Genomic DNA, 12,444 nt, shown 5'->3' on the forward strand with positions numbered 1-12,444 from the left:
GACAGCCTATCCTCGCGCGACGCGCAAGGCTCCGGGACGGGGACTGAAGGCATAGGCTGGAACCAATGTGAGACGGCCGCTCGCCGGAACCCAAGCGGAACTGCGTAAAATTTCACTTAAACGCTTCATCTGCTTGCGATGGGGGGCGGTGCCGGCACGGGCGCGGCCGCCCGCTCGACCTGATCCTCAATGGGCTGCGCGCAGCCTCGACCTGCCAGACGGATCGGCCGAGGCGCATGGGTTGCGGGGCAGCGCATGCGCCTCTTAGCGCTGGAGACGCTGCTTGATCCGCTTGATCAGCGTGTCGCGGACTTCGCGATAGGCTTCGAGCTTCTGCTCGCGCGARCCCTGGAACACCGTCGGATCGACGGTCGGCCAGTATTCGACCTCGGCGGCGTGGGTGCGGGTAAGCTCCAGCGCCTTGTGATGCGCCTCGGGCGAGAGCGAGATGATCAGGTCGAAGTTGAGCCCTTCCCACTCCTCCAGCTCCTCGACCGATTTCGGCTTGTGGCGGCTGAGATCGATGCCGATCTCGTCGAGAACCGCGAGCGCGAACCCATCGGGCTCGCCTTTGCGGGCACCGGCCGACTGGACATAGATCGACTTTCCGAAGAAGTGCTTGGCCAGCGCCTCGGCCATGGGTGAGCGCACGGCGTTCATCGCACACATGAACAGCACGCTCTGGATCTTGCGCGGCAGGCCCTGCGCCGCATCGTCTTCACGCGAACCGGCTTCCACCTCGCTTGAAGAGATCCTGTGCTCCAAGCGCGTCAGCCCTTCCAGTGGAGGGCATAGATCAGCGTGAAGAGGCGGCGGGCCGTGTCGAAATCGATCTCCACCTTGTTGGCGAGCCGCTCGGCCAGGATGCCGGCCGCCTCGTCGTGGAGGCCGCGCCGGCCCATGTCGATCGCCTCGATCTGCGTCGGCGTCGCCGTGCGGATCGCGGCGTAGTAGCTCTCGCAGATCAGCTCGTAGTCCTTGATGATGCGCCGGAACGGGCTGAGCGAAAGATGGTGGGTAACAACGGCCGAGCCGTCCGCTTCCTTGACCTCGAAGACGAGGCGCCGCTCAACCATGGCAAGATGGGCGAGATAGGGCCCGCCATCATGCTCCGGCACGACGAAGCGGTTGCGCTCGATCAGGTCGTAGATCGCGACCGCGCGCTCATGCTCCTGATCGGGCGAGCCGCGCCCCAGCGAGTTCTCGTCGAGTGTGACGCCGACAAGGCATTGCTTGTTGGAAGTCGAAACGTCGGGCATCGCCCCTCCCGCTGCGGCGTCGCTCAGTGACCGACGCTCAGAGATTGAGCCTGATCGTCACGGATCGGCCATGCGCCTGCAACCCCTCCGATTCGGCGAGTTGCGTCGCGGCCGAGGCCAGGGCCCGCAGGCCATCGGGGCCGCATTTCAGCAGCGAGGTTCGCTTCATGAAGTCGCCGACGCCGAGGCCCGAAGAGAAGCGCGCCGAGCGCGCCGTCGGCAGCACATGGTTGGGGCCGCCGACATAGTCGCCGATCGCCTCGGGCGTATGACCGCCGAGAAAGATCGCCCCGGCATTGCGGATGAGGCCGGCCAGGCGCTCGGGCTCGGCCGTCATGATCTCGAGATGCTCCGGCGCGATGCGGTCCACCAGCGGCACGGCCGCTTCGAGATCGGCGACCAGCAGGATGGCACCGAATTCCTGCCAGCTCCTGCCGGCGATCTCGGCGCGCGGCAGCGTCGCGAGCTGGGCCGCGACCGCCTTCTCGACCTCGGCAGCGAGCGCGGCATCGTCCGTCATCAGGATCGACTGGGCCGAGACGTCATGCTCGGCCTGCGCCAGCAGATCGGCCGCGATCCAGTCCGGATTGGCGGTGCGATCGGCGATCACCAGCACTTCGGACGGGCCGGCGATCATATCGATACCGACCTGGCCGAAGACGCGGCGCTTGGCTGCCGCGACATAGGCGTTGCCGGGGCCGACGATCTTGGCGACCGGCGCGATGCTTTCCGTGCCATAGGCGAGCGCCGCGACGGCCTGGGCACCGCCGATGCGATAGACCTCGTCGACTCCGGCGAGCCGCGCAGCCGCGAGCACGAGCGGATTGGTTTCGCCGCGCGGTGTCGGGGCGACCATGACGATACGCGGCACGCCGGCGACTTTGGCGGGGATCGCGTTCATCAGCACCGAAGACGGGTAGCTCGCCGTGCCGCCGGGCACGTAGAGACCGACCGCCTCGATCGCGCTCCAGCGCCAGCCTGCTTCGACGCCCGCGGCATCCTTGACCCAGGAATCCGTCGGCTTCTGGCGTTCGTGGTAGGCGGCGATGCGTTCGCGGGCGGTCTCCAGCGCCGCGAGCAATTCGGCGGAGCAGGCAGCAACGGCGGCGTCGATCTCGGCTTCGCCGACGCGCAGCGTCGCCGGTGTCAGCTCAAGGGAGTCGAAGCGGCTGGTATAGCCAATGAGCGCGGCATCGCCGTTCTCACGGACCTCGGCGATGATGTCGGCCGCGATCCGATCGACCTCCTCAGAGACCTCACGTTTGGCGGACAGCAGAGCGGCGAAGCCTTCTGCGAAACGTGTGTCCCTGTCGTCGAGCCTGATCGGCATTGGCATCCTCGGGCTTATCCGAATTTATAGCCGTCATTCCGGGCGTAGCGCAGCAAAGGCCCGAAATCCATCATGGCAGCGCAGGCCTTCGACGGATCCCCGGTCGGCGCCGCTTGGCGGCCTGTCCGGGATGACGGCGCGTTCTTAGACGAAGGCTGTCGCGGCTTGAAGCCGGCAGGGCCGGAAAACCGGCGAGCGAGCCGCCTCGTCAGGCGCCGTTGGGATGGCCGGGCGTCGCCACGGCTTCCCAGACCGGCCCGAGATCCTTCATCTGGGCCTCCACGCATTCGACGGAGAGGCGGATCGCGGCGCCTTCGGAGAAATTCAGCGTTACGTCACCAGCGGGATCATCACCCTGGTCGAAGGTGATGGCGAGAAGGTTCAGCACCTTGTCCGGATCGTTCTTGTCGAGCTTGGCGCTGCGCACCGAAAGCACCCGGTCGAAATGCAGCGCCGCCAACCGGCGACGGCGCTTGCCGTGCTGCGCCCCCTCCCAGTCGAACCGGCGCAGAGCGAGGGCAAAGCGCTTCTCGGCCGGCAGGTAGCGAAGATCGGCGGCCTTCAGCACCGCGTCCTGAAGATGCGCCGAGACGACCGCGAGATCGTCTGCATCGAGCGCGATGAGCTTAAGTGGATCGGCGGCATCGTCTGACATGATCGTGTTCTGCCGAGCCGCCTCGAGAAAATCAACAGTCCAGAATCAACTGCTGATGCGCTCAACCACCGCGCCGCAGCGCGTAAGCTTGGCCTCAAGGGCCTCGAAGCCGCGGTCGAGATGATAGACGCGGTTGATGGTCGTGTCGCCTTCGGCGGCGAGGCCGCCGATGACGAGCGAGACCGAAGCACGCAGATCGGTCGCCATCACCGGCGCGCCAGTGAGCTTCTCGACACCCTCGACATGGGCGACGTCGCCGTCGAGCCGGATCTTCGCGCCGAGCCGGGCGAGTTCCTGCACATGCATGAAGCGGTTTTCGAAGATGGTCTCGCGAATGCGCGAGGTGCCCTTGGCCTTGGTCATCAGCGCCATGAACTGCGCCTGCAGATCGGTTGGGAAGCCGGGGAAGGGATCGGTATCGACATCGACCGCCTCGATGCCGCGGCCGTTGCGGCGCACGCGAATGCCTTCATTGGTCTCATCGACCTCGACACCGGCCTTGGTCAGCACGTCGAGCGCGGACTGAAGCAGGTCGGCGCGCGCGCCCTCCAGCACGACATCGCCGCCGGTCATGGCCACCGCCATGGCATAGGTGCCGGTCTCGATGCGGTCCGGCAGGACGGTGTGGTGTGCGCCGCCGAGGCGAGAAACGCCGGTCACGACGATGCGCGAGCTACCGGCGCCCTCGATCTTGGCACCCATCTTGACAAGGCAGGCGGCGAGGTCGGTGACTTCGGGCTCGCGCGCAGCATTCTCGATCACAGTGGTGCCGTCAGCAAGGACCGCGGCCATCAAGGCGGTGTGCGTGCCGCCGACCGTGACTTTCGGGAAGACGATCTCGCCACCCTTCAGCCCCTTGGGCGCACGCGCCAGCGCGTAGCCATTCTCGATCACGATCTCGGCGCCGAGCTTCTCCAGGGCCATGAGCAGCAGATCGACCGGCCGCGTGCCGATGGCGCAGCCGCCCGGCAGCGAGATCTTGGCCTCGCCCATGCGGGCCAGGATCGGCGCGATCACCCAGAAGCTCGCCCGCATGGTCGAAACCAGTTCGTAGGGCGCGCAGGTATCGACGATCTGACGCGCGGTCAGCGAGATGTTCTGGCCGGTCTCGGCGGACTGGCCGATGCGCTTGCCGGCGACGGTGCGATCGACGCCGTGATTGGACAGGATGCGCGAGAGGGCGGTGACGTCCGAGAGGCGCGGCACATTGGTCAGCGTCAAGGTCTCGTCGGTCAGCAGGCTCGCGATCATCAGCGGCAAGGCGGCGTTCTTGGCGCCCGAAATCGGAATCGCGCCATTGAGGCGCTGGCCGCCGGTGATGCGGATCTTGTCCATCGTCAGGTCCTGCTCGGCCGCACGGAAACCCGGCAGCCCATGTGAGTAAGGGAGGTCAGGACCGGGGAGGTTCGGCCTGAGCGGGCGGCGCCGGCTTCTGCGTCCCCGCCTCCTCCGAGCGGCGAGCGCGAGCCTGGGCCTTGCGGCGCTTCAGGTTCTCGCGGAGCGCGGCGGCAAGGCGCGCCTGCTTCTCGTCCTCGGCTGTCTGGCGGGTCACGGCATCAGCTCGGCGGTGTTTTGCAACTTGGCTGTTTGAACGCGGGAACGCGGCGAATTCGCGGCGCCATGGTTACCCCCACATCCGCCTTCGGACAAGCGTCGCCACACCGGGACACCGTTTCAGGATGCGGCAAAGCACTGTGCCATTGCGGATGAGGAAAAACCCGGCCCGGAAGGCCCTGGATCGATCATCCCGCACGCGCCGCCGATCCCAGCAATTTCTTTCCCGATATCACGCCCCATCGAAATTTCCTGCTCCCCCCGCCCCCTCCGCAAAGGCCCGCCTCTTGCCTCGACAGGGCGCCTCCCCGCTCCGAGACCGGCGGCATGACGCTTGGTCACCGGAAAAAACTTAACGCTATTAACCATTTCCGGGAGTTTCCGTTTACAGTTTGTTAAGCTCGTTTAGTTTGCACGACATCAGGCAGTTCCGGGGGTGGCGTCGTGTTGCAGTCCTTGAAGATCGGAGCAGAAACCGTTTCGCCGGCCCTGCTCGAAAGCTGCGAGGTCATCGACGCGATCCGCTACAAGGCCGGCTTCCTGCCGGAGGTGGAGATCGCCTACGAGCCGGACATCAAGACGCTCTGGGTCACGATCCGGCCCGAGCTGAAGCCGGTCTTCACGCTGCAGCTGCTCGACAGTCTGGTGAAGATTCAGAGCGCGATCGCGGCCCTGTGGGGAGCGCCGGACCAGTATCACCGCGCTCCGGTGCGCTTCCTCGCCTTCCGCGGCGCTGGCCCGTTCTTCACGCTCGGTGGCGATCTCGATTTCTATCTCGACTGCCTGGCCAAGAACGACCGCGCCGCGCTCGCCGAATATGCGCGGCTGTCAGCGGAAGGGGCGATTTGGAATTCGGGTGGCCTCAACGGGCTGGTCATCACCCTCTCGACCATCCACGCCAAGGCGATCGGCGGCGGCATCGACGCACCGCGCTCGTGCAATGTGATGATCGCCGAAGAGCAGGCCTCGTTCGTCTACCCGGAGATCAAGTTCAACCACTTCCCGATCACCGCGGTCGCGATCCTGTCGCGCCGGATGGGCCAGCGCGCGGCGGAGCAGATGCTGCTCTCCGGCGAGGAAATGAGCGCGCAGGAGTTCATGGCGGCGGGCGGCCTCGAAGCGGTCGTCCCGACCGGCACCGGCGAAGCCTGGATCCGCAAATACTGCTCCGACGCCCTGCCGATCCACGCAGCCAAGACGGCGCTCTTCTCCGCCTTCAACCGCCGCTCCGGCGACCTGCGCGAAGAACTCGGCCATCTCGGCCAGATCTGGACCGACTGCATGCTGCGGCTCAGCCCCAGCGCGATCTCGAAGTTGCAGCGCATCGCCCAGACGCAGGACCGCATGTTAGCGCGCGTTTACCAAAGACACCTGGCACCGGTCTGAATGCGGCTGGATCGTCCCGTACGGCACTAGAGTCACACGAAGCATTTACCTCTGCTCCCATAGAAACCTTTGATGATGCGCTAGGTTTGAGCCTAGCGTGCATGATCGCGCTCGCGGCAAAGGCAGGAGTAGATGTCGGGCACGCTGAAGCGATTGATGGCCGCTGGCGGGCGCGAGAAGGCCGACGATGTCGACCTGACCGGCTACACGCTGCTGGTCAGCTCGCTTTTCTCGTCGCCGGCGTCGATCATTCCCGGCGGTATCGCCGGCATTCTCACCCCGTTCTTGTGCTGGCTTTCGACCGGCATGGACATCTTCATGGGCCTCACCCTGCTGGTGACGCTCATCGTCGTCCTGCGCCTCCTCACCGTCGTGGCCTATCGCCGACGGAACCACGCCCACGACAGTTACGCCCAGACCCGCCGCTGGGATCGCGACTACTTCCTCGGCGCCACGATTTTCAGCGCTGTACTGGGCTACAGCTGCTATGTCGCGCTGGTTCACACGAACGACCCAGCCGCGCACATCACCTCGGTCGCGTCCACGATAGCCCTGGCTTCCGGCTACGTCGCGCGCAATGCGGGCCGCCCCAAATTTGTGGCGGTGCAGCTCATGACCTTCTGCATCCCGATGGCGATCGGGCTGATCGCGGCGCAGAACCCCTATTACCGCTATATCGGCTATTTCGCCTTCCTCTACGTGGCCGCGAACATCGCGATCACCAACTCGCTGCATCGGAACCTGCTGGCTCTCAGCGATGCGACGAAGCATTCAAAGGCGCTCGCCTCGGCACTGCACTCGCAGAACCTCACTCTCGACGCCGCCCTGAACACGATGATCGACGGGCTGGCGATGTTCGACCGCAATCTCAAGCTGGCAGTCGGCAACAGGCCGCACAGCACGCTTTACGGCCTGCCCGAGACGCTGGCCCTGCCCGGCACGCCGCTGACGGCGATCGCGCGCTTCCTGGTCGAGCGCCAGGTGATCAGCCAAGAGCAGCTGCGCGAGATCCGCATGGCCCTGACCATGGTCCAGAGCACCCAGCAAGCAGCGAGCCACGAGGTCGTGACGCGCAGCGGGCTCGTGCTGGTCGTGACCTTCGCGCCGGCTGCCGAAGGCGGCATCCTCATGCTGACCGAGGATGCCACCGAGCGGAAGGCAACCGAGGCGCGCATCGAGCAGATGGCACGCTTCGACGAATTGACGGGGCTCGCCAACCGGTTCGAGTACAATACGCAGATCGCCGAGGCCTTCGCGCGGCTCGACCGCACCGGCGAGGCCTTCGCGCTGCTCTATCTCGACCTCGACGGCTTCAAGCAGGTCAATGACAGCCTGGGCCACGACATCGGCGACCACGTGCTGATGGAGACTGCCAGCCGCCTGCGCGGCGCGATCCGCAGCAACGACATGCTGGCCCGCTTCGGCGGCGATGAGTTCCTGCTGGTCCTGCCCTCCGCCGAACACACCATCGTCACGGCGATCGCGCAGCGCATGATCAATGCGATGACCCGCGCCTTCGATGTCGAGGGCAAGACGGTCTATGTGACCGCGAGCGTCGGTATCGCCATGGCGCCGCATGACGGAAGCACCCCGGCCGATCTCCTGCGCCACGCCGATACCGCGCTCTACAAGGCGAAGTCCGCCGGTCGGAACACACTGATGTTCTTCAACCCGACCATGGCCGAGGAAATGCTCGAGCGGCATGAGATCGAGGTCGATCTGCGCAAGGCCTGCGCGGATGGCACGCTCGAACTCTATTACCAGCCGATCATCGACCTGAAGACGCAGGAGATCGTCTCGCGCGAGGCGCTGATGCGCTGGCGCCATCCGACCCGGGGCATGGTGCCGCCCGGCATCTTCATTCCGATCGCCGAGCAGTCCGGCCTGATCGCCTCGATGGGCGACTGGGCGATCCGTCAGGCCTGCAAGGATGCCGCGAGTTGGGAACCGGGCATCAGCGTCTCGGTGAACGTCTCGCCGCTGCAGTTCCGCGAGCCGCGCCGCATCGTCGAGACGGTCAAGAGTGCGCTCCTCTCTTCGCATCTCGAATCGCGGCGGCTGATGCTCGAAGTCACGGAATCGCTGCTGATCGAGGACGACAAGCTGGCGCTTTCGGTGCTCGACGAATTGCGGGCGCTCGGCGTGACCTTCGCGCTCGACGATTTCGGAACCGGCTACTCCTCGCTCGCCTATCTCTCGACCTACCCGTTCGCGCAGGTGAAGATCGACCAGAGCTTCGCCCGCGAGGTGCACACCAACGAAGCTTCCAAGGCCGTTATCGAAGCGGTGTGCCAGCTCGCTCGCCGGCTTCATATGAACGTCGTGGTCGAGGGCATCGAAACCGAGCAGCAGCGCATCGCCGTCCAGCTTCTCGGGGCCCACCGCGCCCAGGGCTTCCTGTTCGGCCGGCCCGAACCCCTCGCGACCATCAATGGCAGAGGCGGGAACCGCAGCGTCGCTTGAGCCTTATGCGGGCAATCCCGCGTGATCGGAGCGCGCCGGCCTTGATTCCGTCGGCCGGACAACGCATCAGCGATCGAGGATGAGAGCGAAGCGGGACATCCGGTGAGCGACGGCACGGCCAAGGCGGCGAACCCCGCCGCGTTGACACCCGACATCTGCGTCATCGGCGCAGGCGGCAACGGCATAGCGCTGGCCACGGCTGCCGCGGCCTTCGGCGTGTCCGTGGTTCTCATCGAGAGAAGTGCGTTGGGTGGCAGTTCCGGCCCACTCGCCATGAAAGCGCTGATCGAAGCGGGGTCGGCCGCGCAGGCGATGCGCGAAGCCGGCCGCTTCGGCCTCAAGACTGGCGATCCGCAGGCCAACCCGGCGCAGCTTCACGACCATATTCAGCGCACGCTGGCAGCAGAGGCAGCGAATCATGCCGAGCAACGGCTGACGGCCCTCGGGATCGTCATTGTGAGAGGCGAGGCACGCTTCGCCAGCCGCAGCACGGTCCGCGCGGGCGCGCAAGCGATCAAGGCCCGGCGTTTCGTCATCGCCACCGGCGCACGCGCGCCTCGCCCGGAACTGCCGGGCCTCGAGACGGTGCCGCGGATCGATGCGGACGAACTATCCGAACTGACCCGCCTGCCCGAACGTCCCGTTATCCTCGGCGGCGGTGCGACCGGCGCGGCACTGGCACAGGCCCTGCGACGTCTCGGAAGCACGGCGACCCTCGTCGCCCCGGAAGGATTGCTGCCGGACCATGATGCGGAAGCGGCGCTGCTGGTTCGCCGGCGTCTGCTGCACGAGGGGCTTGTGGTGCACGAGGGTGCCACGCCCATCCGAGGCGAGCGCAGCCGATCCGGATTTCGCCTCGTTCTCGCTCGCGATGGGAGCGAAACCGTCGTCGAGGGCTCGCATCTGCTGTCGGCCGGACCGCGCCGGCCGGAGATCGCCTCGCTCGATCTCGACCTCGGCGGCATCAGCCATGACGCCTCCGGCATCATCGTCGACAAGGGCCTGCGGACAAGCAATCGCCGCGTCTACGCCTTGGGGGGCTGTGCCGGCGGAGCGGCGGCGCCAGCGACCGACCAGGCCGGCGATGACCACGCCGGCGTGGCGCTGCGCAGCATCCTGTTTCGCCAGCCCGCCCGCATTGCCCCGGCGAATTACCCCCGCGTCGGCTGGTGCCAGCCGGAGATCGCAGCGATCGGCCTGTCCGAAGCCGCAGCAAGAGCCAAGGCCGGCGCGATCCAGGTGCTGCGCTGGCCGTTTGCCGAAGTCGCCGCTGCCCGCGCCGCCGGCTCTACCGAGGGCTTCGTGAAGCTCGTCACCGACCGCAAAGGCCGCATCCTCGGTGTCACCATCGTGGGCGCCGGTGCCGGCGAGCTGATCGCGCCATGGTGTGTCGCAGCCAAGGCTGGGCTCGCGGTTTCCGATATGGCGGCGGTGGTGGCGCCCACATTTGCTCGTTCGGACGGCTCGCGCAGGGCGGCGCTCTCGTTCCATGTCCCGTCGGCTGCAAATCCTCGCCTGCGCCGCTTGATCGGCTTTCTGCGGCGCTTCGGGTAAGATTGGCTTCAATGCATCACCCCGCCCTGCCCAGGAACGATCTGTCGATCAGTCAGCCACGCGGCCTGACGCGCCTTGGCCTGTCCGCAAAACTGCTGCTCTTCACCGTGCTCTTCGTCATGCTGGCGGAGGTCGTGATCTACCTGCCCTCCATCGCGAATTTCCGGCGGAACTGGCTGCATGACCGGATCGCTGCAGCGCAGGTCGCCGCCCTGGTGCTGGAGGGCGCGCCGGAGGACGGACTGCCGGAAGGCAGCGAGAACCGGCTGCTGATGGGCGTCGGCGCCCGATCGATCGCCGCCCGCGTCGGCGGCGCACGCCGGCTGCTCAGCCTCGACTCGATGCCGCCGCCGGAAGTCTCGCGCTCGATCGACCTGCGGAATCTCTCCTGGATCAACGCGATCGAGGAAGCGGTCGCGGTGCTCGTCTCTCCCGCCACCATGCCGATCCGGGTGGTCGGCGAAGCGGTCGGCGGTGCCGATTTCGTCGAGATCGTCATCGACGAGGCGCCTCTGCGCCGCGCGATGCTGAAATTCTCCTGGAGCCTGCTGCTGATCTCGCTGCTGATCACCGGGCTGACGGCGCTTGCGGTCTATATCGCCCTCAACGCCCTGATCATCGGGCCGATCCGGCGTCTGGCAGCGAACGTCATGGAGTTCGAGGCGGACCCCGAGAACCCCCAGCGCATCATCGAGCCGACCTTGCGCGCCGACGAGATCGGCGAGGCGGAGCGGGCGCTCGCCCGCATGCAGGAGACGCTCGCCGACGAACTGCGCACGAAGAAGCACCTCGCCGAGCTCGGCCTCGCCGTCTCCAAGATCAATCATGACCTGCGCAACATGCTGGCGGCGGCACAGCTCATGTCGGACCAACTCATCGAGACCCGCGACGCCAAGATCCGCCGCTTCGCACCGCGGCTGATCGCGACGCTGGGGCGTGCCATCGAATTCTGCCAGGCCACTCTCGCCTATGGCCGCGCAGCGGAGGCGCCGCCGGTTCTCCGCGAGGTCGCCCTGCGGCAACTCGTCACGGAGCAGGCGGAGATGCTCGGCCTGCCCGGTGACGGGCGGCTGCGCTTCGAGAACCGCGTCCCTGCCGAGCTGATGGCGCCCTGCGACCCCGACCAGATGGCACGGGTGCTGACCAACCTGATGCGCAATTCCGTCCAGGCCCTGACCCAGGCCGGGGCGGAAGCCGACGCCCAGCCGCTGTTGGCGGTGACCGCAGGGCCGGTGAACGGCTCGGTAGCCCTGCGTGTCATCGATAACGGGCCAGGCGTGCCCGAACGCGCGCGGGCCAATCTCTTCCAGGCCTTCCGCGGCTCGGTGACGCCGGGCGGCACGGGGCTCGGGCTTGCCGTGGCGGCCGAACTGGTCCGGTTGCATGGCGGCGCGATCGAGCTCGAGCCCTGCCCCGCCGGCGCCGTGTTCAAGGTCACCCTGCCGCTGCGTCGGAGCAACGGCCACTGACGAGCCCCGGCGCGCGCCTACTGGCTCGCCCAGATCACGCGCGCCATGAAGGCGATGTCGGCGTGATTCAGGACCCGGTCGGGGTGTTCCGGATTGAGCGAGGCGAGTTCGATCGTCTTCGCGGTCTGGCGCTTGAGCTGCTTGGCCAGCACCTCCCCCTCCACCGTCTTGACCACGACGCGGTCACCGCGCCTCACGGTCGCTGTCGGCGAGACAATGATGGTGTCGCCGTCGCGGTAGAGCGGCAGCATCGAATCGCCGGAAATCTCGAGCGCATAGGCCTTCTCGTCGGCCACGCCCGGAAAAGCGACCTCCTCCCAGCCGGTACCGGCTGGAAAGCCGCCATCGTCGAAAAAACCGCCGGAACCTGCCTGGGCGAAGCCGATCAGCGGGATGGTGCGCGCCGGCGCGGGCTCCCGCCGCAATACGGTGCTCATGAACTCGTCGAGGGAGGCGCCCGTCGCGGCCAGAATCTTGGCGATCGACTCCGTCGAGGGCCAGCGCTCGCGCCCATCCGGTGCCACACGCTTGGAGCGGTTGAAGGTGGTGGCGTCGAGGCCAGCCTTGCGCGCCAACCCGGAGGCGGTGAAACCGTAGCGCTGGGCCAGCATATCGATCGCCCCCCAGATCTGGTCATGTGACAGCATCGCGCAGACCTCGCATTGCTCTTGTCGCCGGGCGGGGATTGAACATAGGAAATATCCCCTATTTCCTAAGATTTCAATCCAATTCTTGCCGCAATCCGGCTAACGCTTGCGGAATCCTCCCGCCAGG

The 12,444-nt window shown here is 66.6% G+C and carries 11 protein-coding genes; 4 read left to right on the forward strand and 7 right to left on the reverse strand.

All coding sequences use genetic code 11. The features are described from left to right. Positions 1-264: 264 nt before the first annotated feature. From AC1DDA_RS23345 to AC1DDA_RS23370, 6 genes are all read right to left on the reverse strand, one after another. A complete protein-coding gene (locus AC1DDA_RS23345) occupies positions 265-669 on the reverse strand; it encodes an arsenate-mycothiol transferase ArsC (protein WP_441513717.1) in 405 nt (134 codons plus the stop codon). 101 nt (positions 670-770) lie between these two features. Beyond that, complete coding sequence (locus AC1DDA_RS23350; RefSeq protein ID WP_476797579.1) at positions 771-1,259, reverse strand: UPF0262 family protein; 489 nt, start codon at positions 1,257-1,259, stop codon at positions 771-773. 37 nt (positions 1,260-1,296) lie between these two features. Further along, positions 1,297-2,589, reverse strand: coding sequence for a histidinol dehydrogenase (gene hisD, locus AC1DDA_RS23355; RefSeq protein ID WP_476797580.1), 1,293 nt, complete (start codon positions 2,587-2,589; stop codon positions 1,297-1,299). Between the two features lie 208 nt (positions 2,590-2,797). Continuing rightward, positions 2,798-3,244 carry a DUF2948 family protein gene (locus tag AC1DDA_RS23360; protein ID WP_441513683.1) on the reverse strand — a complete coding sequence of 149 codons (447 nt, stop codon included), beginning with the start codon at positions 3,242-3,244 and terminating at the stop codon, positions 2,798-2,800. A 45-nt stretch (positions 3,245-3,289) separates the two neighbouring features. Further along, positions 3,290-4,579: a UDP-N-acetylglucosamine 1-carboxyvinyltransferase gene (gene murA, locus AC1DDA_RS23365; protein WP_441513682.1), complete on the reverse strand. Its 1,290-nt coding sequence runs from the start codon at positions 4,577-4,579 to the stop codon at positions 3,290-3,292. A 55-nt stretch (positions 4,580-4,634) separates the two neighbouring features. Next, complete coding sequence (locus AC1DDA_RS23370) at positions 4,635-4,796, reverse strand: hypothetical protein (RefSeq protein WP_441513681.1); 162 nt, start codon at positions 4,794-4,796, stop codon at positions 4,635-4,637. Between the two features lie 446 nt (positions 4,797-5,242). Between AC1DDA_RS23370 and AC1DDA_RS23375 the strand changes: the two genes are divergently transcribed. The 4 genes from AC1DDA_RS23375 (at position 5,243) to AC1DDA_RS23390 (ending at position 11,670) form a co-directional block, all read left to right on the forward strand. After that, on the forward strand, positions 5,243-6,184 hold the full coding sequence (locus AC1DDA_RS23375) for an enoyl-CoA hydratase-related protein (RefSeq protein WP_476797581.1): 942 nt from the start codon (positions 5,243-5,245) through the stop codon (positions 6,182-6,184). A 132-nt stretch (positions 6,185-6,316) separates the two neighbouring features. After that, a complete protein-coding gene (locus tag AC1DDA_RS23380; RefSeq protein ID WP_476797582.1) occupies positions 6,317-8,647 on the forward strand; it encodes a putative bifunctional diguanylate cyclase/phosphodiesterase in 2,331 nt (776 codons plus the stop codon). 102 nt (positions 8,648-8,749) lie between these two features. Beyond that, a complete protein-coding gene (locus AC1DDA_RS23385) occupies positions 8,750-10,201 on the forward strand; it encodes an FAD-dependent oxidoreductase (RefSeq protein WP_476797583.1) in 1,452 nt (483 codons plus the stop codon). An 11-nt stretch (positions 10,202-10,212) separates the two neighbouring features. Beyond that, the gene (locus AC1DDA_RS23390; RefSeq protein WP_476797584.1) at positions 10,213-11,670 is read left to right on the forward strand and encodes a sensor histidine kinase; all 1,458 of its coding nucleotides are present in this window, start codon (positions 10,213-10,215) and stop codon (positions 11,668-11,670) included. A 17-nt stretch (positions 11,671-11,687) separates the two neighbouring features. On the opposite strand, the gene AC1DDA_RS23395 is transcribed toward AC1DDA_RS23390, so the two are convergent. Beyond that, entirely contained in the window at positions 11,688-12,317 is a 630-nt protein-coding gene (locus tag AC1DDA_RS23395) for a S24 family peptidase (RefSeq protein WP_476797585.1), read from the reverse strand. Positions 12,318-12,444 lie beyond the last annotated feature (127 nt).

The sequence above is a fragment of the Allobosea sp. 10N428 genome, assembly GCF_056394545.1.

Coding starts and splice junctions, on each gene's coding strand:
- AC1DDA_RS23350 (WP_476797579.1), bottom strand. CDS start 1,259: ATGCCCGACGTTTCGACTTCCAACAAGCAATGCCTTGTCGGCGTCACA.
- hisD (WP_476797580.1), bottom strand. CDS start 2,589: ATGCCGATCAGGCTCGACGACAGGGACACACGTTTCGCAGAAGGCTTC.
- AC1DDA_RS23360 (WP_441513683.1), bottom strand. CDS start 3,244: ATGTCAGACGATGCCGCCGATCCACTTAAGCTCATCGCGCTCGATGCA.
- murA (WP_441513682.1), bottom strand. CDS start 4,579: ATGGACAAGATCCGCATCACCGGCGGCCAGCGCCTCAATGGCGCGATT.
- AC1DDA_RS23380 (WP_476797582.1), top strand. CDS start 6,317: ATGTCGGGCACGCTGAAGCGATTGATGGCCGCTGGCGGGCGCGAGAAG.
- AC1DDA_RS23390 (WP_476797584.1), top strand. CDS start 10,213: ATGCATCACCCCGCCCTGCCCAGGAACGATCTGTCGATCAGTCAGCCA.
- AC1DDA_RS23395 (WP_476797585.1), bottom strand. CDS start 12,317: ATGCTGTCACATGACCAGATCTGGGGGGCGATCGATATGCTGGCCCAG.